General features: G+C 40.9%; 12 protein-coding genes, 2 tRNA genes, 3 rRNA genes and 1 riboswitch. Of the genes, 14 read left to right on the forward strand and 3 right to left on the reverse strand.

The features are described from left to right. The first annotated feature begins 638 nt into the window (after positions 1-638). The 5 genes from BR73_RS0105085 to rhaD all read left to right on the forward strand — a co-directional run bounded on the left by BR73_RS0105085 (position 639) and on the right by rhaD (position 7029). Positions 639-2172: ribosomal RNA gene (locus tag BR73_RS0105085) — 16S ribosomal RNA — on the forward strand. A gap of 169 nt (positions 2173-2341) precedes the next feature. Further along, a 5S ribosomal RNA gene (gene rrf, locus BR73_RS0105090) occupies positions 2342-2459 on the forward strand. Positions 2460-2574: 115 nt separating this feature from the next. Beyond that, positions 2575-2643 (forward strand) — tRNA-OTHER (locus BR73_RS28645). A gap of 221 nt (positions 2644-2864) precedes the next feature. After that, positions 2865-5774, forward strand: a 23S ribosomal RNA gene (locus BR73_RS0105095). The 16S, 23S and 5S rRNA genes sit together here with 1 tRNA gene alongside, the layout of an rRNA operon. 430 nt (positions 5775-6204) lie before the next feature. Beyond that, positions 6205-7029, forward strand: coding sequence for a rhamnulose-1-phosphate aldolase (gene rhaD / locus BR73_RS0105100; protein ID WP_033164643.1), 825 nt, complete (start codon positions 6205-6207; stop codon positions 7027-7029). A gap of 2 nt (positions 7030-7031) precedes the next feature. Here rhaD and BR73_RS0105105 read toward each other — a convergent pair whose 3' ends face one another. After that, positions 7032-7850: a glycerophosphodiester phosphodiesterase family protein gene (locus tag BR73_RS0105105; RefSeq protein ID WP_033164644.1), complete on the reverse strand. Its 819-nt coding sequence runs from the start codon at positions 7848-7850 to the stop codon at positions 7032-7034. A 210-nt stretch (positions 7851-8060) separates the two neighbouring features. Between BR73_RS0105105 and BR73_RS0105110 the strand changes: the two genes are divergently transcribed. After that, entirely contained in the window at positions 8061-9770 is a 1710-nt protein-coding gene (locus BR73_RS0105110) for a S8 family peptidase (RefSeq protein ID WP_051684981.1), read from the forward strand. Between the two features lie 15 nt (positions 9771-9785). Here BR73_RS0105110 and BR73_RS0105115 read toward each other — a convergent pair whose 3' ends face one another. Beyond that, positions 9786-10211, reverse strand: a complete 426-nt coding sequence (locus tag BR73_RS0105115; protein WP_033164645.1) for a thioesterase family protein — start codon at positions 10209-10211, stop codon at positions 9786-9788. A gap of 245 nt (positions 10212-10456) precedes the next feature. Continuing rightward, positions 10457-10547: riboswitch (cyclic di-GMP riboswitch) on the forward strand. 340 nt (positions 10548-10887) lie between these two features. Here BR73_RS0105115 and BR73_RS0105120 point away from each other — a divergent pair. From BR73_RS0105120 to BR73_RS27145, 4 genes are all read left to right on the forward strand, one after another. Next, positions 10888-10959: transfer RNA gene (locus BR73_RS0105120), tRNA-Gln, on the forward strand. 276 nt (positions 10960-11235) lie between these two features. Then, on the forward strand, positions 11236-11955 hold the full coding sequence (locus BR73_RS0105125; RefSeq protein WP_033164646.1) for a LytTR family DNA-binding domain-containing protein: 720 nt from the start codon (positions 11236-11238) through the stop codon (positions 11953-11955). Continuing rightward, a complete protein-coding gene (locus BR73_RS0105130) occupies positions 11956-12690 on the forward strand; it encodes an ATP-binding protein (RefSeq protein ID WP_033164647.1) in 735 nt (244 codons plus the stop codon). A gap of 130 nt (positions 12691-12820) precedes the next feature. After that, a complete protein-coding gene (locus BR73_RS27145; protein WP_051684982.1) occupies positions 12821-14629 on the forward strand; it encodes a S8 family peptidase in 1809 nt (602 codons plus the stop codon). A 150-nt stretch (positions 14630-14779) separates the two neighbouring features. Here BR73_RS27145 and BR73_RS0105140 read toward each other — a convergent pair whose 3' ends face one another. Continuing rightward, positions 14780-15430, reverse strand: coding sequence for a membrane protein (locus BR73_RS0105140; RefSeq protein WP_033164648.1), 651 nt, complete (start codon positions 15428-15430; stop codon positions 14780-14782). Between the two features lie 344 nt (positions 15431-15774). Between BR73_RS0105140 and BR73_RS0105145 the strand changes: the two genes are divergently transcribed. From BR73_RS0105145 to BR73_RS0105160, 4 genes are all read left to right on the forward strand, one after another. Continuing rightward, the gene (locus tag BR73_RS0105145) at positions 15775-16902 is read left to right on the forward strand and encodes a tocopherol cyclase family protein (RefSeq protein ID WP_033167106.1); all 1128 of its coding nucleotides are present in this window, start codon (positions 15775-15777) and stop codon (positions 16900-16902) included. An 11-nt stretch (positions 16903-16913) separates the two neighbouring features. Further along, positions 16914-18317 (forward strand): Wadjet anti-phage system protein JetA family protein, encoded by a 1404-nt coding sequence (locus BR73_RS0105150; RefSeq protein ID WP_033164649.1) that lies wholly within the window; start codon positions 16914-16916, stop codon positions 18315-18317. A gap of 439 nt (positions 18318-18756) precedes the next feature. Further along, positions 18757-19404: a DUF4194 domain-containing protein gene (locus tag BR73_RS0105155; RefSeq protein WP_033164650.1), complete on the forward strand. Its 648-nt coding sequence runs from the start codon at positions 18757-18759 to the stop codon at positions 19402-19404. Further along, positions 19361-22579 (forward strand): SbcC/MukB-like Walker B domain-containing protein, encoded by a 3219-nt coding sequence (locus tag BR73_RS0105160; protein ID WP_033164651.1) that lies wholly within the window; start codon positions 19361-19363, stop codon positions 22577-22579. Before BR73_RS0105155 ends, BR73_RS0105160 begins: the two co-directional genes overlap by 44 nt. Positions 22580-22791: the final 212 nt, after the last annotated feature.

A 22791-nucleotide genomic window follows, 5' to 3' on the forward strand; every position in this document is an offset into this window, starting at 1 on the left:
GCGTTAGGAAAACAACACTAAATAATCAGAGAATAATAAAAATTATTTCTTGTTGACACACAATAATAAATATGTTATTATGACTAAGCTCACTGAGTGCATATACAGTAGATTAAGTCATAAGACTTTAAGAGTTGTTGTGAAGTTGTCAATTAATATTTTAGATTCATTTTTGAATTGAATGAAAATTCAAAAAAATGTCCATTTATTTATAATTAATTAAAGAAAATGATTGATAAAAAAAACTAAAAATAATTGTTGACAAACAATAAACGCTGTGATATAGTAATAAAGCACTGACGGGCTGCCGAATAAAAGAGACACAGTAAGCAAGAATAACTGCCGAAAAGTAACTGATAAGCCGCTTGAATTAGTAAAGAAATAAAAGAGCAAATTGAACATTGATAACTGAACAGTATAACAACCCTGAAATTTTCTTATAAATTTCATTCAGGATTTAGGACTCCGGTCTTAATGATTGAAAAAGAACAGTATCAGCAATGGTACAACCTTAAAACAGTAAAAAAGTAGTACAACTTATGTTGAACTACCGGAAATAACAATTGTTCAAATCGGATTTGCGTAGCAAATCCTAAGATTTTGAAAAGCCAATGTTAATTCTGAAAATGATTAAACTTTAATTTGAGAGTTTGATCCTGGCTCAGGATGAACGCTGGCGGCGTGCTTAACACATGCAAGTCGAACGGAGTTTATAAGCGGAAGTCTTCGGACGGAAGCTTATGAACTTAGTGGCGGACGGGTGAGTAACGCGTGGGTAACCTGCCTTACACAGGGGGATAACAGCCGGAAACGGCTGCTAATACCGCATAAGCGCACAGTGCTGCATGGCATCGTGTGAAAAGATTTTATCGGTGTAAGATGGACCCGCGTCTGATTAGCTAGTTGGTGGGGTAACGGCCTACCAAGGCAACGATCAGTAGCCGGCTTGAGAGAGTGAACGGCCACATTGGGACTGAGACACGGCCCAAACTCCTACGGGAGGCAGCAGTGGGGAATATTGCACAATGGGGGAAACCCTGATGCAGCGACGCCGCGTGAGTGAAGAAGTATTTCGGTATGTAAAGCTCTATCAGCAGGGACGAAAAAATGACGGTACCTGACTAAGAAGCCCCGGCTAACTACGTGCCAGCAGCCGCGGTAATACGTAGGGGGCAAGCGTTATCCGGATTTACTGGGTGTAAAGGGAGCGTAGACGGTGATGTAAGTCAGATGTGAAAGCCCGGGGCTCAACCCCGGGACTGCATTTGAAACTATGTTGCTAGAGTGCAGGAGAGGTAAGTGGAATTCCTAGTGTAGCGGTGAAATGCGTAGATATTAGGAGGAACACCAGTGGCGAAGGCGGCTTACTGGACTGTAACTGACGTTGAGGCTCGAAAGCGTGGGGAGCAAACAGGATTAGATACCCTGGTAGTCCACGCCGTAAACGATGAATACTAGGTGTTGGGGGTCAAAAGACCTTCGGTGCCGTCGCAAACGCATTAAGTATTCCACCTGGGGAGTACGTTCGCAAGAATGAAACTCAAAGGAATTGACGGGGACCCGCACAAGCGGTGGAGCATGTGGTTTAATTCGAAGCAACGCGAAGAACCTTACCAGGTCTTGACATCCCTCTGACCGGATCTTAACCGATCCTTTCCTTCGGGACAGAGGAGACAGGTGGTGCATGGTTGTCGTCAGCTCGTGTCGTGAGATGTTGGGTTAAGTCCCGCAACGAGCGCAACCCTTATCCTTAGTAGCCAGCGGTTCGGCCGGGCACTCTAGGGAGACTGCCAGGGATAACCTGGAGGAAGGCGGGGATGACGTCAAATCATCATGCCCCTTATGATCTGGGCTACACACGTGCTACAATGGTGACTACAAAGGGAAGCAGCCTCGTGAGAGTGAGCAAATCCCAAAAAGGTCATCTCAGTTCGGATTGTAGTCTGCAACTCGACTACATGAAGCTGGAATCGCTAGTAATCGCGAATCAGAATGTCGCGGTGAATACGTTCCCGGGTCTTGTACACACCGCCCGTCACACCATGGGAGTTGGAAATGCCCGAAGTCTGTGACCCAACCGTAAGGAGGGAGCAGCCGAAGGCAGGTTCAATAACTGGGGTGAAGTCGTAACAAGGTAGCCGTATCGGAAGGTGCGGCTGGATCACCTCCTTTCTAAGGAAGTAAGTAAGGGTTGTTTTACTGTTGAGTTATCAAAAAAGTAGTTTTCGCAATGCGTATAACTGCATGCCGGCAATATAAAACAGCTGGTAAAAAATACAGGTTGATTATAAAAACATGTTTTGTTATTATAAATAAACCTTCAATTGAATAACAAAAAATTTCCGGTGGCGATGCGCTTATGGGACACACCCGTTCCCATCCCGAACACGATGGTTAAGACGTAAGCGGCCGATGGTACTATACTGGAGACGGTATGGGAGAGCAGGTGGCTGCCGGATTATATAATACTAAAATGACTTACACGAGGTTGGATATATCGAGTTTTATTAAAAACCTGGTTAAGTAAAGCGAAAGTAATAAATTAAAAGAAACTATTTTTTAGAATTTCATAAAAGGGTTATAGCTTAATTGGAAGAGCAGCTGGTAACAGCGGGCATGAGTTCAATTCTCATTAGACCACTGTTTCTTAACTTTGAGTACGGACTATCCTCAGATGGTCAAGTACAGGAAGAAAGAAACAAAACAATTGTACCTTGAAAACTACACATTTGATTTGAAGACATCTAATAAATATGCGTTTGTTTTTCTGTCACGCTAGACGGAAAAATGATGCAGACAGAAGAAGCAAAGGAGATCGTATCAAGTTTGTGGAACTGAAGACACAACAGTCGAAAGACTGCGAAGGTCAAGCTAATAAGAGCGCAGGGTGGATGCCTTGGCACTAAGAGCCGATGAAAGACGTGATAAGCTGCGATAAGCTGCGGTGAGGAGCAAATATCCTTTGACCCGCAGATTTCTGAATGGGGAAACCTGACGGAGCAAACCTCCGTTACTATTAAGTGAATACATAGCTTAATAGAGGGAACCCGGGGAACTGAAACATCTAAGTACCCGGAGGAAGAGAAAGAAAACTCGATTTCCAGAGTAGTGGCGAGCGAAATGGAAAGAGCCTAAACCAGAGGATTTATCCTCTGGGGTTATGGACCGCAACAAGTGAGATGAAAGGTAGCAGAATGGTTTTGGGAAAGCCAGCCAAAGAGAGTGAAAGCCTCGTATGCGAAACCGGAAGTCAGCGAGCGGGATCCGAAGTACCACGAGACACGAGAAACCTTGTGGGAAGTCGGGGGGACCACCCCCCAAGGCTAAATACTACTTAGTGACCGATAGTGCATAGTACTGTGAAGGAAAGGTGAAAAGAACCCCGGGAGGGGAGTGAAAGAGAACCTGAAACCCTGTGTTTACAAGCTGTGGAACACCTATTTACAGGTGGACCGCGTACTTTTTGTAGAACGGTCCGGCGAGTTACGTTTACTGGCAAGGTTAAGAGTTTAAGACTCGGAGCCGAAGGGAAACCAAGTCTGAATAGGGCGAATATCAGTCAGTAAAAGTAGACCCGAAACCGGGTGATCTACCCATGTCCAGGTTGAAGCTGCCGTAAAAGGCGGTGGAGGACCGAACACACATCCGTTGAAAAGGGTGGTGATGAGGTGTGGGTAGGGGAGAAATTCCAATCGAACCCGGAGATAGCTGGTTCTCCTCGAAATAGCTTTAGGGCTAGCCTTGATTTAGTCTGATGGAGGTAGAGCACTGAATATCCTAGGGGGCGTCAAAGCTTACCGAAGATTATCAAACTCCGAATGCCATACAGATGATGATCAGGAGTCAGACTACACGAGATAAGTTGGGTAGTCAAAAGGGAAAAAGCCCAGACCACCAGCTAAGGTCCCAAAGTGCGTGTTAAGTGGAAAAGGATGTGGGATTTCGAAAACAACTAGGATGTTGGCTTAGAAGCAGCCACACATTAAAAGAGTGCGTAATAGCTCACTAGTCGAGAGGTCCTGCGCCGAAAATGTCCGGGGCTAAAACACGACACCGAAGCTGTGGATAGTAGTAATCTAACGATAACTACTGTGGTAGAGGAGCATTCTTAATACCGACGAAGCGGTACCGTAAGGAGCCGTGGAGGGATAAGAAGAGAGAATGCCGGAATGAGTAGCGAGATGAAAGTGAGAATCTTTCAGGCCGAATATCTAAGGTTTCCAGAGTAAAGCTGATCTGCTCTGGGTAAGTCGGGACCTAAGGCGAGGTCGAAAGACGTAGTCGATGGACAACAGGTTGAGATTCCTGTACCTTATAAAAACAGAACTGTGGGGACGCAGAGACAAAGTCAGAGCCGGGTGAGGAATACCCGGTACAAGCGAGGTACCAGTGGAGCAGGAAAATCCGTTCCATAATGGGAAGACGTGATGTGGACCGAAATATAAGTAGGGAAGCTGATGGAGGCACTGCCAAGAAAAGCCGCTATTGTTTTTTATAAGCCCGTACCGTAAACCGACACAGGTGGATGAGGAGAGAATCCTAAGGCCGACGGGAGAAGCATTGTTAAGGAACTCGGCAAAATGACCCCGTAACTTCGGGAGAAGGGGTGCCTGTAGAAATACAGGCCGCAGAGAATTGGCCCAAGCAACTGTTTAGCAAAAACACAGGTCTATGCAAAACCGTAAGGTGAAGTATATGGGCTGACGCCTGCCCGGTGCTGGAAGGTTAAGGGGAGATGTTAGGGGTAACCCGAAGCGTTGAACTTAAGCCCCAGTAAACGGCGGCCGTAACTATAACGGTCCTAAGGTAGCGAAATTCCTTGTCGGGTAAGTTCCGACCCGCACGAAAGGCGTAATGATTTGGGCACTGTCTCGACAATGCACCCGGTGAAATTGAAATACCAGTGAAGATGCTGGTTACCTGCGCCAGGACGGAAAGACCCCATGGAGCTTTACTCTAGCTTGATACTGGGATTCGGTATTGCATGCACAGGATAGGTGGGAGGCTAAGAAGCGGTGACTCCGGTTGCCGCAGAGCCGTTGTTGGGATACCACCCTTGCAGTACTGGGTTTCTAACATGTGCCCGTGATCCGGGCAGTGGACAATGTCAGGTGGGGAGTTTGACTGGGGCGGTCGCCTCCGAAAGGGTATCGGAGGCGCTCAAAGGTCCTCTCAGGATGGACGGAAACCATCCGAAGAGTGCAAAGGCATAAGAGGGCTTGACTGCGACACCGACGGGTGGAGCAGGTACGAAAGTAGGACTTAGTGATCCGGTGGTATAAAGTGGGATTGCCATCGCTCAACGGATAAAAGCTACCCTGGGGATAACAGGCTTATCACTCCCAAGAGTTCACATCGACGGAGTGGTTTGGCACCTCGATGTCGGCTCATCGCATCCTGGGGCTGTATTAGGTCCCAAGGGTTGGGCTGTTCGCCCATTAAAGCGGTACGCGAGCTGGGTTCAGAACGTCGTGAGACAGTTCGGTCCCTATCCGGCGCGGGCGTAGGATATTTGAGAGGAGCTGACCTTAGTACGAGAGGACCGGGTTGGACTGACCTCTGGTGTATCGGTTGCACTGCCAAGTGCATGGCCGAGTAGCCAAGTCGGGACGGGATAAACGCTGAAGGCATCTAAGCGTGAAGCCCCCCTTAAGATAAGATATCCCATGCGAATGCAGTAAGACCCCTGAAAGACGATCAGGTGGATAGGTTAGAGGTGGAAGTGTGGTAACACATGCAGCTGACTAATACTAATAGGTCGAGGGCTTGACCTAAGATTAGATGAAATCAAAAAGTGTGTAGTTTTGAAGATACAAATCGAATGAAGGACTGTGAAGGTCTTATAAATAGAAGAAAAGCCAGTGGTTCAGCTTAGTTAGTTGATTTCACGGGCTTTTTTGTATATAAAAAGGGAGCCAAATATCACAATCCATTTAATGATATTTTTGTATATCTTTTTATTTTTTGTTATTAAGGGTTATAATCTGAAACAAAATAATATTCATATGACACTTTTTATACTGGTTTTAATAGATAAATATTACTAATTAATATGAAATAACTAGAAATAATGCACCTACAGTGGAAAGGATTGTTAAATAAAAGATTTATTTACAAAACAACATTAACGAAGTATAATATAACTATAAAACAACAAAATAAAAGGAAAGGAAAGGGAAAACAACACAATCCCAATATAAATATATGAAAATATTAGATACGAAATTCGTTAAAGGATTTATAAAGATGGCAGATGACGGCTTTCAACAAGGCTGGCATGAAAGAAACGGAGGGAATCTTTCTTACCGTTTGAAGGAAGAAGAAGTCATGGAGGTCTTACCAAGACTTTCTAATAATGATGAGTGGCATAACATTGGCACCAGTGTTCCTTTACTTGCAGGAGAATTCTTTCTTGTAACAGGAAGTGGGAAGTATTTTAGAAATATCAGTGTAGACCCGGAGGTTTGTATCACTATTATAGAAATAGATGAAACCGGTGAAAAATACCGTATAAGATGGGGATTAGCAGAAGGTGGAACTCCTACCAGTGAGCTTGCCACTCATTTAATGAACCATGAAGTTAAGAAGGCAGCAACCGGCGGTAAGCACAGAGTTATTTATCATGCACATACTACCAATATTATTGCATTGACCTTTGTATTACCTTTAAGCGACAAGGTATTTACCAGAGAGTTATGGGAAGCAGCTACAGAGTGTCCTGTAGTGTTCCCAAGAGGTGTTGGTGTTGTACACTGGATGGTTCCCGGCGGAAGGGACATTGCGGTAGCAACCAGTGAATTAATGAAGAAATATGATGTAGCCATCTGGGCACACCATGGTATGTTCTGTTCCGGTGAAGATTTCGACTTAACCTTCGGTCTTATGCATACGGTTGAGAAATCTGCGGAAATATTGGTTAAGATATTTTCAATGTCCGGTAAGCGACAGACCATAACACCTGATAATTTCAGGGATTTGGCTGAAGCCTTCAAAGTAGAACTTCCGGAAGAATTTCTATACGAGAAATAATTTTATTGCGGAATAAACTGATCAAAAATAAAATAATCAAACCGGCTCCGGCTCAAATCCAGGCTTTCCTGACTTTTAATAGTCCAGGCAAAGGCCGGGGTCCGGTAGAAATGCTTACACAAAATCAAAGACAGCATATTTCTGTGCTTATAATTGTAGGATATAAAATCCGGCTTGGTTATAAAATTAAGCAGGAGATTCTGAAGAACAAAGTACAGGGAGAAGCTTCCTACTTCTTTATCTTTTATCAGATTACTTGCCAGCTGACCTCTTATTATGTCAGGACGCTTACGTCTATACCAGAGCAGGACAAGAGGATTAAAGGATTCAATGCAGTATTTTCCATGGTATTTTTCTAACACAGGAGCTGTAATATCACACACAGAGGTATCTTGTAATTCTACCTTAAATTCAACAATCAATGGTACTTTACCCTGGACCATTTCAAGGACTTCCTGCAGGGTTGGAATTCCTTCATTGGATTGGTGAAGTTTGAGCTCCTTCAGTTCTTTTAAAGTTAATTCTCTTACTTTCTTATTAATATGGCACATTCTTTTGAGTGTAAAATCATGAAATACCACCGGTACATTATCTTTTGAGAGTTGAACATCCATTTCAATCCCGTAATTGTTCTTAACGGCAAGCGTAAAGGCAGCCATAGAATTTTCCGGAACCTTGTCTGGGTCATTGTGCAGGCCTCTATGGGCATAATATGTTCCTTGAAACGGAGTGAAGTCTTTTCTGCGGAATAATTTCGGCATGATAGCCATCAGGTATAACAGAATTACCACTACCGGTATCAGACATAAATAAATCAACATAATTTCCTCCAGGACTAACATTTTGATAGAATACAATAGTCTCAAATATTATAACACCCTATGAACCAGGCTACAATCCTAACAGAAATAATTTTACAATTATTTAAAGCTGTATTATCATCAGTTATTTTTATATGGTTTTATCTAAAAAAGAATAAACCCGATTACAAATCATATATTTAAATAAGTTTAGTTAGAGGGAAAATAATTTTGGACCAAAATTGCAGGGATTGGATAATAGGGGAAGAATACAGCGATTTTATTTTTGAATATAGAAGAGATATTAATACCTTAGCTTCAATCCCCAATATCTGTTATAACATTATAAATGAAACATATGCCGCCGTCTATATGCCAACAACAGCAGTATCAACCAATGACTTGATGCATTCTTATGGTTATGGTATCTTTCCCAATCTATACGGCTTAATGGATGTTAGCAGTTTGGAGGCCTCAGGGGTTGTACGAGTGAGGAATGTTCCTACTCTTGCTCTTAATGGGGAAGGCGTTCTTATTGGAGTTGTAGATACCGGAATTGACTATACCCATGAAGCCTTTCGAAACGCAGATGGGACTACCAGAATTGCATCAATCTGGGACCAGACAATACAAAGCGATGCATTCCCGGATACCTATTATTATGGAACAGAATATAGCAGAGAACAGTTAAATGAGGCACTGGCAAATGCTGACCCAAGGTCAATAGTACCGACAACGGATGAATTAGGACATGGTACATTTATGGCTGGAATTGCTGCCGGAACCCCGAATCTTCAAAATAATTTCTCTGGTGTGGTACCAATGTCTGATCTTGTTGTAGTGAAATTAAAGCAGGCAAAGCAAAGTTCTAAAAGTTTTTTCCGTGTTCCGGCAGACGCAGTAAGTTACCAGGAAAATGATATTATGTTTGGCATACGTTATTTGGTGGAGGTGGCCCGCAGGCTTTCTAAACCGATAGCAATCTGTATAGGGCTTGGAACGTCACAAGGGTCCCATGACGGGAGAGGAGCATTGGCAAGCTATGTCTCTGTATTAGCAGATCTGCCGGGTATTGTAATATCCATAGCTGCAGGAAATGAAGGGAATTCTGGTCATCATTTTAAAGGAGTCATAAATAGAGGCGGTGATCAGACGAATATGGTGGAGCTTAGGGTGGGTCCTAATGTTTCGGGATTTTCCATGCAGTTATGGGGAGCTGCTCCTGGAACTTTCTCCATTGATATTTTATCCCCCACAGGAGAGTACATACCCAGAATACCTGCAAGAATTGGCGAATCCAGAGAAATCCGTTTTATATTTGAAGAAACGGTTATTTTTGTTGATTATTTTCTACTGGAAACCCAAACCGGTGATCAGCTTATACTTGTAAATTTTGACAGGCCGACTGAAGGAATCTGGCGCTTCAAGGTATATTCCAGTGGGGATTTGAATTCGGAATTTAATATATGGCTTCCGATTAGAGACTTTATAGGCACAGAAACGTATTTTACTCAGCCGGATCCCTTTATTACCATAACCTCTCCGGGAAATACAGTTATACCAATTATAGTAACAGCCTATGACCATACGAACAACAGCCTGTTTCTGCCGGCAGGGAGAGGCTTCACCCGGCTGGGAGCCGTAAATCCAAGTCTTGCTGCACCTGGCGTGAATCTTGTAGGGCCGGAGCCGGGAGGTACCTACGGAAGAAGATCCGGAACCAGCCTGGCGGCAGCCCATACAGCAGGCATAACCGCAATGTTACTTCAGTGGGGGATTCAAACAGGTTATTATTCACAGCTTGACAGTGTTGAAATCAAGAATCTGCTAATAAGAGGTGCCAGAAGAGATCCCAATAATACTTACCCTAACAGAGAGTGGGGATATGGTATTATTGATATCTATAATACGTTCATAAGCCTAAGGGGAGAACCAGGATAGAGGGAGTGCAGAGGATTATTCGTCTGCATTCCCTTTTTTACAATTGTTGAAAATATCAAAGACTTCAGGATAATCTCTTTTAAGAGAAACCGGCTTAAAGGAATTATTCAGGAAACAGTGTTCAGTTTCGCCTGTAGAATATGTAACCTTGTCCTCCGTATCTGTAATGGTATAGGTAATTGACATTTTAATACCATTAAAAGAGCTTATGACAGAATGTATAAGAATATTATTGTTAAAACGTACAGGCTGTTTATAAATACAGGATATGTTTAAAACCGGAATCATAATACCTAATTGTTCAAGGGCAGCATAACTTAACCCCATCTGCTCCATAAAATCAATGCGTGCTTCTTCAAACCAGCGAAGATAATTCGAATGGTGAATGATACCCATCTGGTCTGTTTCATAATATTGGGCTTTTCTTGCATAAGGTTTCATAAGTTTGATAAGTATCCTTTCTTTTTATTCTTTGTAAATCGTAACACAGTTGATACACAATAACAAGTCATGTCTTTTTACAACACTTAAGTATTTCAGGAATGCCAGTAGAATTGGCAGTATTCATATAAATGTGAGGTACGTATTACAAATATTTGGTAATAATAGAATAGTGTTTACATTTCAAAAAAAATGTGATAAAATCTATAACAGTAAAAAAAGTGATAACGGCAATACGTTGGTTTCAACGAAAAAGGCAAACCTGTTGAAAAGCAGGGACGCAAAACTATAGGGTCTTCCTGAGTAAACTAATTCAGATGACAGCCAGTTTCCGAAGGAGATCTTTTTTTATGCAAATTTGTGTTAACTAACATTGATGAGGGTGAGTAGTTAAACGATACAGGATAATGCTTATGGGGAGTGAGCATATTTGGAGATTATGTCAGCGAATAATTGAGCTGCCATAATCTCTTATCCTGTATAAGCAATAATTTACAGAAAACAGGGTATAATATATCAGGTATTGCAGGTATAAATGCATTCCGCATAAACAATTTGAATAATTAAAAAAAATAAAAAAATTTTAAAAAAGTACTTGCCTTTTGTTATTTTATGAGTTATAATATCATTCGTGGCTGACACAGTGGATGTCAGAAGAAACACAAAAAATGAATAATGGGCTATCGCCAAACGGTAAGGCACTGGACTCTGACTCCAGCATCTCAAGGTTCGAATCCTTGTAGCCCAGCTCTTAGAAATGAGTATCCCATGATGCTCATTTTTTTTTGTGTTTAGAAATAAAAAACAGTATTCTTTCTGGCATTTGAAATCACAAAATGAAGAAAGAAACCTGAATCTTAAAAACCTGTTTGTGTACTGTAGGATTAGTTGTTTGTGTACAATAGGATTAGTTGTTTATATACTGTAGAATTGGTTTTATTGTAAATATAAGGAAAATGCGTTAATATAATAATTGGAAAATTACAAGCTATCAGTTATAAGTAGTAGAAAGAAGGGTGAATAAATGTTCCATATAGCCATATGTGATGATCAACAATATATCTGTTCGGAAATTGAACAGGTAATTTTAAATTATACAAAAGCTAACTTAAATGAGGTAGAAGTAGATATTTATTATACGGGTGAAGAGCTCTGTCAATTTATGAAAGGGGGAGAGGTATATGATCTAATATTTTTGGATATTGAATTAAGAAATATCAATGGCGTTGAAGTTGGCAGGACAATCAGGGATGAGATGAAGAATGACTTGGTACAGATCGTCTACATCTCGGGAAAAGACAATTATTATCTGGAATTATTTGAGGTAAGGCCTATGCATTTTCTGCATAAACCATTAAAGCCTGAAAAGATAATAAAGGACATTGAAAAGGCCATGGAATTGTCAGGAAAACTCAATAACTTCTATACATATAAACAAAATCATAAGGTCTGCAAAATACCGATAAAAGACATCCTGTATTTTGAAGCGGACAATAGAAGGGTCAAAATAATTACGGCAGATTCTGAAATCTATTTTTACGCCAGTTTAGAGGAAGTGTTTTTAGAGGTGGAAAAACACCGATTCCTGTATATCCACAAATCCTATATTGTTAATTATGCCCATATAACGAAATTCGGCCATAAGGAAATAGTAATGACCAACCATACAATTCTTCCAATCAGTCAGCAAAGACGAAAGCAAGTCCTTGAACAGCAGCTGCTATATGAGAGAGAGGTGATGTAAATGGGGGTTATATTATATAATGCAATCTATATCCTTATCATTATGTTCCTAACATATATCGTATTTCGTTATATGGGTATTTTGTTTGAAAGAAATGAAAAGGATAAGTATCATGAAATAAATAGTTATTATGAACGTCAATTTGAATTAATGAAAACTACCCTGGTTAATACAAGGGCCCTCCACCACGACTTACAGAATCATCTGTCCATCATTCATTCCTTATCAGAGGGCGGTGAGATGGAGAAATTAAAGGAATACATATCGGAACTGTTAGAGGAAAACGAGGATATATATCACTATACTCATTCAGGGAATGTTGTTATTGACAGTATCATGAATTTTAAACTCCAGGAAGCTGGAAATAAAGGAGTGTGTATTGCTGCAGAACTATATGTACCGGAACAGCTGCCGATAAAATCCAGTGATCTTACGGTTATATTGGGTAATTTGTTGGATAATGCCATAGAGGCCAGTATTTTCTTAAAGAAAGGGAAAAGAATCATCGAAGCAGCAATCCGCTATGATAAAAGCAGACTAATAATTGATATCAAAAATCAATATGACAATCTAATTCTATATGATAAGGATAAACTGGTAACTACAAAGGAGGATAAGAAAATCCACGGTGTAGGTCTGGAAAATGTAAGAACTGTAGTTGAAAGATACGGAGGGATCCTTAAACTGGAACATTCAGGGGGGATTTTTAGAGCTTCGGCCCTGCTGTTCCTTTAATCTTTCATAAAGAGATACTGTTTATTACATAAATCGTATCATTTACTGCAAGAGCCGGCACACTTGCAAATTATATGATAATATGCAGATGTAACATAGTAATGGATATTCATTGAAAGGAGGAAAATCAATGAAAAGAGAAAAGGATTACAAAAGAGAATTGAAAGAACCGTATACAAAGCAAAGGCAGATTAAAAAGGTACAGCAGCTCTCTATAAGGGATACAGAGGGTGAATGGAATATAAAAGCAATTAAAGCAGATACCCTTAAAAGGAATAATGTAGATCCTGCACGAATTCAGGTATTTGCCTCCAGTTCCAATTCTTACACCGGTAACAGGGTTAAGGTTGCAATAATTGATTCCGGTGTGGATTATACCGAAGATATTGAAGTTTATATGAGAAAGAATTTTATACCTGGGGAAGACGGCATATCCGTTCTTTATGAAGACAGTCTTGGTCATGGGTCCAGTGTGGCGGGTATTATTGCTGCAAATGGCAGTAATATAGGGATTACAGGCATCAACCCCAATGTTGAACTGTATTCGGCAAGAGTTCTTGACAGGAATAATTCAGCACCTGTCAGCCGTGTAATAGAAGCTATATACTGGGCAATCGAGAGAAAGGTAAATATTATTAATATCAGCTTTGGTACTAATGTTGATTCAGAAGCACTGAAGAAGGCAGTAAAGGATGCACATAATGAAGGAATATTACTTGTTGCAGCAGCCGGTAATAAAGGAAAGCTTGAGTATCCTGCAGCTTATGATGAGGTAATTGCAGTAGGCTCAGTTAACAGTAAGGGAATCCGCAGTAAAAGCAGTCCGGTCAGCAGTAAAATTGAATTAATGGCTCCCGGTGAGCAGGTATTAACAATAGGTGATTTAGGCGGAATGCTGGTAGCCTCCGGAACAAGCATGGCTGCACCTCATGTAACAGGGGCTGCTTCCCTGCTCTGGCAGAAGGATTTAACGGTATCCGGTGAGTTCATACGCAAGCTCCTTGATTACAGTGCCAATCTGTATGGTAATCCCCAGGAATACGGATATGGGTTACTGGATGTGGAATATGCGATGGAACAGTATGATACATTTAAGGCTGCCTATTCAGAAGAAAAATCTCTTGATAATATACTGAAAGAGGCGCAGGCAAAAGGTGAATTACCGGAAAATACCCACTATGTGTACTCCTTTAACGCTGTGGATTATGTGAAGGGAAGCTGGCTGTCAGATGCCCATTACGCTTTTGCAGAAGAAAACAGCTCTGAATCCGGTAATCCTATGACAGATGGTGCTATAGCGGTTGTAAAATTAGGAGCAATTGTAGCAGATAATGAACTTTCAGGTTTCAATTCATATCCCCAGTTCCACGGGTTTATGACAAAACAGACAGGCTCCATATATCAGTCTAATTACCTGGCATCTTACCTTTATCTGACACATAAAGCAGTCGGTTTATATAACAATACTGCTCCGGTGGTGCCTCTTTACCTGACCGGATTTGACAGGAATGGAATTGATACATACCTGACTACCAGCGGGTTTAACGGAAAATCCTGGTCTACCTTGCTAGGCGGAAATACGGTAAATGAAAGAAACAAAGCATTATTTGTTTTCGGTATGGCAATGCATTCCGTTACGGATTTATATGCCCACTCCACCTATACGCCGGAAGGAGCTTATATCAATCATGCAATGGGAGCTGATCTTACAACCTTCTATCCGAACAGATATGCGTGTGCCAGACAGATTGCGCAAATATTGATATCGCATATCAAACGTTTTGAACCGGGGGATATATCTGATTTTAATGCTGTAGCAACGGGTCAATATGACGGAACCTTTAAAATGGGCAGGTTAAGCCAGTATGTAAAGTCAGTGGATTTAGCTTTCTACAATGCCAATTCAACTGCAATTGAAAATATGAATATTAACAGATAATAATATTGGGATTACTATTAGAGAAAAACCAGATGGAGGTTTGCGAAAGTTAAAAAGTAAAAATAAGCCGTAGAGGACATATCCAATAACAGTGGATATGCCAATCTACGGCTTTTATATTTAGTAAGTAAAGATACATACCATGTGCTGTCAGCCTGCCTGAGCTGTTTGAATAAACACTTTATCCAATCTGTTTTTCACCCAGGCTATTACAGGACCAAGTAAAAAGGCTATTGCAACAGTAATAATTCCGATGGTAGTGCCCATTAAGAAACCAATGATACAAGCTGTTATGTCCCAAGCCATACGGATTACTCGAAACGGAATCTTCTTAAAGCGTGTGGCCAGTATAAATACAGTTGCATCATAAGGAGCAGAACCCAGATCCACAGCCATATATACAGCAGCTGAAAGGATAAACAGTATCAGTGCCGGAATAAGAACGATAATACGAACAAGCAGACTGTGGAAGGCCCCTGCCGGAAGTATCTGATCAAACAGCCAGGTAAAAAAGTCAGCACAGTATCCAACTAAAAGCATATTGGCCAGTGTTCCCCAGCCTATTTGCGTACGGTCAAATAAGATTACAATAATAAATAACAGGGAATTAAAGATAACCTGCCAGCTTCCAAAGGATATGGATAGTTTATTTGAGATACCGAGGTTCATGCTGGAGCAGGGGTCTGTGCCAAAGTTCAGCCGGATGAGAAAGGATAGTGAAAATCCCATTATAATAACGGCAGCCAGTACGGCAAGAATTCTTTTTTTGTCTTTTAAGTCAAATTTCATCTGTGTCTTCATAAGTTCCTCCAAGTGTCGTAAATACCTATCTAGCATCTTACAAAGAAATTTTCTATTTGTCTATTTAAAAATAAATATGATAACCATATTTAATTCGATAATAATTTTATAGCCATTTGAAACATGATAGAACAGAAAGGAATTTGCGCACTTGTTCCGTAATCCGATTGGCACAAAAGAACTTATTATCCCCAGGATCTGCACAACAGGAGATTCAGGCCAATTTACTGACAAATCCAAAGATTAATGATATAATAGAAGACAGTGTTGTAATAAACAAAATGAAAAGGGTGGCTCAACTAATAAAGCAAAAGATTAAAGGAAGGGACAGGTAATTGGGAGTAATGAACAAATCAGACTTACGCAGGAATCTCTATATGTTAAAAGGGCCTCTGGCAACCCAGGGGTATGACTGGTGGTGGCATAATTTTACCGGTTACAGCAGGAAAACCGGGGAGGAAAAATCCTTCTTTATTGAGTACTATGTCTGCAATCCGGCACTGAGCAGAAATACGCCTATATTAGGGCAGCTGCCAAGGAACAGGGCTGTTAACAGAAGACCCTCCTATGCGCTGATAAAAGCCGGGGTTTGGGGAACAGGTGCAAAGCAGATTCATAATTTCTATCCAATTTCTGAATTTACCTCTTCTGATACGTTCCTGAATGTAAGAATCGGTAACTGTCTTCTAACTGAAACCAGAATGGACGGCAAATGCAAGGTTACCGAAGAAGAAGCAAAAGCCCATCCGGAATATATGTGTAATGCAGGTACCATGGAATGGGATCTGTCCATAAATAAAAAGATATCCTATCACGTAGGTTATGGTGCCTCCAGAATCTTTCGAGAGCTGAATGCCTTTGAGATGTTCTGGCATGCGGAAGGAATCAAAACAGAGTATAGCGGTGAAGTTATTTTAGATGGTGAAATATACGATGTAATTCCGGAGAAGTCCTACGGTTATGCAGATAAGAACTGGGGACAGGACTTTACATCGCCCTGGCTCTGGATTAGCAGCTGTGATCTAAAGAGCCGAATATCTGGAAAGACACTTTCGAATTCTGCTGTTGAATTCGGCGGAGGAAGACCTAAGGTATTTGGAATTCCTATGGAAAGAAAACTTCTTGGCGGTCTATATTATGAAGGAAAAATGTATGACTATAATTTCTCCAGGTTCTGGACAGGTGCCAAGACCATTTACAAATTTGAGGAAGGTAAAAGAACCAATACCTGGAGGGTTAAGGCTGTTAATAAAGATTCCGAACTGGAACTGGTATTGAAGTGTCCGAAAGAAGAGATGCTGCTAATTAATTATGAAGCTCCTAACGGAAAGAAACTGCATAACCAGCTATGGAATGGCGGTACCGGATATGGCAGAATCAAACTATATGAAAAGTATAACGGCAGAAGAATACTTATTGATGAAATAGATATGAGACATACCGGCTGTGAATACGGGGAATATGACAAGTAAGGAACAACTATATGAAAAACCTGTTTGAGTGCCTTCCTGATGATTTTTTCAAACCACTTACGGGAAAGTACAAAAGGGAGTATGCGGATTGCATACAACTGATATTTAATACTTTTAAGGCTGAAATATCCTATGGCATCAGCAGGGAGATACTGGTGTCTGCCTTAGAGGGATATTTTGAATATGATGACCATGAGATGGTATTAGAAGACGAGGATACGGTACTCTTTGATGCCAGAGCAAAAGCGAATGGTGTAATTAAGACCCTGAGGGATACAGGCTGGATTGAATATGAGCAGGGTGATAATCATCAGATTAACGTCCTTCTGTTTGAGTATACCGTTCCAGTAATTGAAAGCTTTCAACGGATTATTAAAGAAGAAGAGACCGAGTATCAGGGGATTATCTCCCAGATACATGCGGCTCTTCAGAATAAGGAACTGTATGCAAGGCCTTATGAGCTAATTCTTAAGGGAGTAAGTGAGAATACCGAACGACTGATTTCTGAATTAAAGAAATTAAATGCCAGCATTAAGCGGCATATGGAACGCCAGACCAGTGAAATGGGAGCGGCACAGGTGCTGGAGCATTTCTTTGACTATCATAAGAACATTGGCTCAAAAGCTTACTTAAGAATGAAGACCAGTGAAAATATTTCATATTTCCGCAGTGCCATTATCAGTAAACTGGAGGAAATACTCTCAAACCAGGATATTATGGAAGGAGCAGTCTCAGGCTATATGGAGATTGAGCAGATAACGGAAAGAGAAGAGGCCTATGATCTGGTGTTATCTCTAATCCTGGATGTTAAGAGTGTTTTCTACCGGTTGGATGAGATAATTGAAGAGATTGACAGAAAGCACACCAGATATTTAAAAAATGCAGTAATGAGAGCCAAATTCCTTCTGTCCACCGGAAACAACATGGAGGGAAAGATACTCAGGATATTGGATTATCTGGCCCAGGAACTGAATACTTCAGAGAATCAGAATATCTACGAGGATTCCAAAGCAGACCTCTTAAAGCTCTTTCAGATATATCCCCAGAATTTTATTGATGATGAATCCTTGCGGGCAGTATCTGTAACAAAGAAGTTAGGCATTGTTGAAGACCTGGAGGAAGGTATGATACTGACAGAGGAAGAACGGGAGCTTTATAAAGAAGCCCTTAAGGAAAAGAACAGAAATCGTTTTTCAAGAAATAACATAGATTCTTATGTCAGTGAGCTTCTAACAGAACAGGGCAGTATGAAAGCTTCTGCGCTGCCCCTGGAGAGCAAGAGGGATATGATAAGAATCATTTATATCAGCCTGTATGGGAATAACCGGTCCAACTGTTACCGGGTGGAACGGTCGAATCTTCTTGTGCAAAAAAACGGTTTCCATTTTCATGATTTTAAGATTGTAAAAGTATAATCGAAGAAAAGTCAGTCTTTCACAAGAAGACAACTTATTGTAAATCATGAAACATGCTTTTATTCCAAGTCACGTTCGTTTCTATTTTTGCAATTTGTCTGCTATCCATTTGGCGGCTTTAAATCAAAGTATAGAGATATATTTACACAATAACTTATTTCTTGAAAGGAGCGGAATTTATTATGTTACAAGACGTTAAAATCAACAGATCTATTTTACCTGCAAGTGACAGTAATTATTAATAATATCATCAACAACCATTAACAAAGAATTGGGTTGATCAGGTAATAGCGCAGAAGCTTTCATTTAATGGAAATAAAATAATTTTACTGCTTCCAGCTATAGAATACAATCGATTCAAAATTTTTAATTGATGAGAATTAAATACATAATTTATGTTGATATAAAAGAGATACATAGGAAGAGGTAAGGAAAAGGTATGTTTAATATCTTCGAAGAATCCGTAGTTCAAAAGGAACGGTTCCGTCTGGCAGCTAACAGGCTTCTTAACCAGTGCTTTCTGGTAAAAAAGAAGGAAAGCACCAAAAAGGATTATATGTTCGTGTATCAGAACAGAGAACTGTTTATACCGTATTTTGAATTATTGGGTTATCAGCTTAAAATAAATGAAGATCAGGGAGTAATCGGCCTTGTGAACCAGTTCGGAGCAGGAAGGCTGTCCATGAACAAATATGAGAGCATTATGCTTTTGCTCCTGCGACTGCTCTATCTGGAGAAACGCAGGGAGCTTGGAACCTTTTCCGAGGAAGTAACGGTACTGATGGAAGAAATCCGTGAAAAGTATGCCATGCTTAAGATAAAGAGCAAACCCGTAATGGATAAATCCATGGAACGTACTATTATAACGGCATTTCGTAAGTACAATCTGGTGCTGAACTTAGAGAGTGATATATCCCAGGCAGATGCAAGGATTATCATTTATCCCTCCATCGTTATGGCTGTACAGATGGAGGATGTCAGTGCTTACTACGACCAGATTAAAGATAGATTAGCCAGCTACAGTGATACCGGAGGAGAAGAGGATGGAGAAACAGAAGAAATTACTGACGAGGATTCGGCTGATTAATTGGCATTATTTTGAGAATGAAACCGTCAGCATATATGGCTCCACCTTAATCAGCGGTGAGAATACCGCAGGTAAATCCACGGTACTAGATGCCATACAGTTAGTGTTAACCACTAATACCAGAAGATTCAATACGGCTGCCAATGAGAAAGGCAGCAGAGATTTAAGAGGTTATGTCAGATGTAAAGTCGGTAACGTGGGGGAGACTTACCTTCGTAAGAATGTAGTTATCGGAAATGTAGCCCTGGAATTTTATGAGGAGAAAACAGATAAGTATTTTGTCCTTGGTGTACATATGACCTCAGCTGATGAACTTAGTCCCGTAACCACCAGATGGTATATGGAAGAAGGAAGGCTGGAAGAGCTTAGTTTTCTAAACGGAACGAAACCCTCACTTCCGGAAGAGTTCTTTGCAGGGGAAAGAAAAGTACGTTTTATAGAGCAGAAGAATGCTGCCAGAGAACGTTTTAAGCGAAGGATGGGAAATCTGGAGGATCGTTTCTTTGATATCATCCCCAAATCCCTGGCCTTTAAGCCCATGGACAACGTAAAGGACTTTATCAATAAATTTGTATTACCGGAGGAACGAATTGATGTAGGCAGTCTCAGGGTTAATATAGAGACCCTGTCTGAACTGGAAGAGCTGATGGAGAAATCAGCTGCCAAGTTAGAACAGTTAGGCAAAATTATTTCCAGGTATGACGGAATCAGAAAAAAAGACAAAGAAATTGCCGTGAATGAACTGCTGCTTATCTTCGCGGAAGTAGAGAATCTGAAAGAAGAAATTGATAAGCTGACAGAAGAGACGGATAAAGACAAGCAGTATTTAGAGTCCAATGAAAAAGAGACGGGAAAATTAGAAGAAGAAATAGCAAGAGTTGATAAGAGGCTCATAGACTTAAATGTGGCAATGCGTCAGAATGAAGCCAGCAAGCTGGTGGAAGGTGCTAACGCAAGAATTGAAGAAATAAACCGTAATATCAAAGATGCAGGCAAGATGAAGGAGAAACTCCTTGAGGCAGTTCTAGGACTGCGTAGTCTTGTCAGTATACTAGCCGGATATGATATCAGGATACTGTCAAAGGAAGAACTGGAGCTGCTAACTGAACCCGTTGAAGCGGCGAAGAAAATAGAAGTAACAGGAAAGCTTCAGGCAGAGCTTAACAGCCATATGAATACGATAGCAGAAAGCCATGGCGAACTGAAGGCACGTAAGAAAGAACTTGACAGGCAGATAGAGGGACTTCAGAACAGACTGAAGGAATTGGAGAACAGAAAGCTCTCCTATCCTGTTCATACCAGTGAACTGAAGAAGGAAATCGAGAAAGAATTTAAGACCAGGGGAATTGTCAGCCCCGTTCATATCCTGTCGGACTTGCTGGAGGTTACGGATTCCTTGTGGCAGAATGCCGTTGAAGGTTATCTGAATACACAGAAGTTCTATCTGATTGTGGAACCGGAATACTATAATATCGCCCTGGAAGTATATCATAAGAAGATGGCGAAGATTCACACCGCAGGTATTATCAATACCAGAAAAATTGAGTTGAAAAGCAGTGCTGACCTCTCCTCTCTGGCATATGTGGTTCATAGTGAGAACAGCTATGCCAAGGCTTATATCAACTATCTGCTGGGGCGTGTAACCCGCTGTCAGGACAGGGCAGAGCTTGAGAAGCATAAGATTGCCATGACACCGGAAGGTTTCCTCTATCAGGGGTATGTAATCAGAAATCTGGACAAGGAAAGCTATAAGAATCCCTATATTGGACAAAATGCTTACCGGGTACAGATTGAAAATACCAGAACCGAGCTTTCTGAAAAATCAGGAGAACGGAAAACCTTAAGAGCCGAAATCACGAAGCTTTCGGAAGTTTTAGAAGCAGAAAAAAAGGTCAATATTGAACTCCTTAATACCTATCTGGAAGCACCCTTGCTGCTTCGCCAGTATGAGCAACAGTTAGGCGTTCTTAAGACAGAGCTGGAAGCTGCCAGAAAAGACCCTACGCTGATTGAATTAATGGAACAGATTGAAACTGTCACAATAGAGAAAGCAAAGCTTAATGCGAGTAAAACAGGTCTTGAGCGAGAGAACGGCAGATTAAAGAACCGTACAGAGCAAAAGAGCAGCGAACTCTTACTAAAGCAGCAGTACTATAAAACCCAGCATAGCTTACTGGAGGAAAAGGCGGACTTAGACGGGGCCTCCATGTCAGAAGCAAAAGAACTGTTTCATTCAAACAGAAAAAGCAGACCTGCTAAAGCAATTCAGGAAAGGTGCCAATACCGTAAGAGTATACTGTTAAAGGACAAAGATGAACTTCTTAACGGCAATAATGGACTGAAAGAACTGCAGGAGGAATACAATCACAGATTCGATCAGGATTTACTGCGTGGTATGGAAGGTATCAGAGATTATATTGATGCCAAACGACAGCTGGAAACCGTAGAACTGATTCGCTTTGAGGAGCAGCTGAGGCGTGTGAAAAGCGATTGCGAAGAAGTATTTCGCAGCGATTTCCTGGCAAGGATGCGTGAAAATATCGAAAATGCCAGAAATGAATTCAAGAGCCTTAACAAAGCCTTGGAAAATATTTATTATGGTGAGGACAGCTACCGTTTTGTAATAACCTATGACAAAAAGAAGGAGAGTCTGTACCGTATGATAACCTCCGAAAAAAATATGGAGGGATATAATCTCTGGACGAAGGCTTTTGAAGAAGAGTACAAAGAAGAGATGGCGGAGCTTTTTGCCAAGCTTATAACCAAGGATGATAAAGGCGAGAAGGTAATCGAAGAATATACCGATTATCGTTCCTACCTGGACTATGATATTGAAATACATAAGAAAAGCGGAACCGTACAGAAGTTCTCTGCTATCTATGGTGAAAAAAGCGGCAGTGAAACCCAGGTACCTTATTATGTAGCAATTGCAGCCTCCTTTGATCAGCTGTACCGTTTTGGAAATACCATTCGTATCATGCTGTTAGATGAAGCCTTTGATAAAATGGATGATGAACGTATTGCATCAATGATGGAATTCTTTAGCAGTTTGGATATACAGGTGATTCTGGCTACACCCCCGGCTAAGATTGAAGTAATCGGTGAAAAGGTAACTACCATACTCACAGCAATACGTGTAGGAACCAGAAGTATCATTGAAGAATATGAATTATAGGAGTGGTTTAATCTATTAAGAGCTAAAGACAGAACATAAATAATTTTAAAAGAGTATAAGGTGGTGTTTCTGCCATTCTTCAGTTACTATGAGTTTATTCCGTTCTATAACTATTCAGGGTTAATAAAGAAGCATAAGACAAACAGTAAGTAAAAATGACGACGGTAGACCCATAGGTGATTGCATTTTATTTGATGGAGAAAGGTAAGAAA

Origin of the sequence: Clostridium sp. KNHs205 (assembly GCF_000702945.1) — a bacterium.
In the GTDB taxonomy this organism is placed as follows: domain Bacteria; phylum Bacillota; class Clostridia; order Lachnospirales; family Lachnospiraceae; genus Anaerocolumna.

Bases quoted from the DNA above. Each gene is read 5' to 3' on its own strand.
- rhaD (WP_033164643.1), top strand. From the start codon at position 6,205: ATGAAAATATTAGATACGAAATTCGTTAAAGGATTTATAAAGATGGCA.
- BR73_RS0105105 (WP_033164644.1), bottom strand. From the start codon at position 7,850: ATGTTGATTTATTTATGTCTGATACCGGTAGTGGTAATTCTGTTATAC.
- BR73_RS0105115 (WP_033164645.1), bottom strand. From the start codon at position 10,211: ATGAAACCTTATGCAAGAAAAGCCCAATATTATGAAACAGACCAGATG.
- BR73_RS0105125 (WP_033164646.1), top strand. From the start codon at position 11,236: ATGTTCCATATAGCCATATGTGATGATCAACAATATATCTGTTCGGAA.
- BR73_RS0105130 (WP_033164647.1), top strand. From the start codon at position 11,956: ATGGGGGTTATATTATATAATGCAATCTATATCCTTATCATTATGTTC.
- BR73_RS27145 (WP_051684982.1), top strand. From the start codon at position 12,821: ATGAAAAGAGAAAAGGATTACAAAAGAGAATTGAAAGAACCGTATACA.
- BR73_RS0105140 (WP_033164648.1), bottom strand. From the start codon at position 15,430: ATGAAGACACAGATGAAATTTGACTTAAAAGACAAAAAAAGAATTCTT.
- BR73_RS0105145 (WP_033167106.1), top strand. From the start codon at position 15,775: ATGAACAAATCAGACTTACGCAGGAATCTCTATATGTTAAAAGGGCCT.
- BR73_RS0105150 (WP_033164649.1), top strand. From the start codon at position 16,914: ATGAAAAACCTGTTTGAGTGCCTTCCTGATGATTTTTTCAAACCACTT.
- BR73_RS0105155 (WP_033164650.1), top strand. From the start codon at position 18,757: ATGTTTAATATCTTCGAAGAATCCGTAGTTCAAAAGGAACGGTTCCGT.
- BR73_RS0105160 (WP_033164651.1), top strand. From the start codon at position 19,361: ATGGAGAAACAGAAGAAATTACTGACGAGGATTCGGCTGATTAATTGG.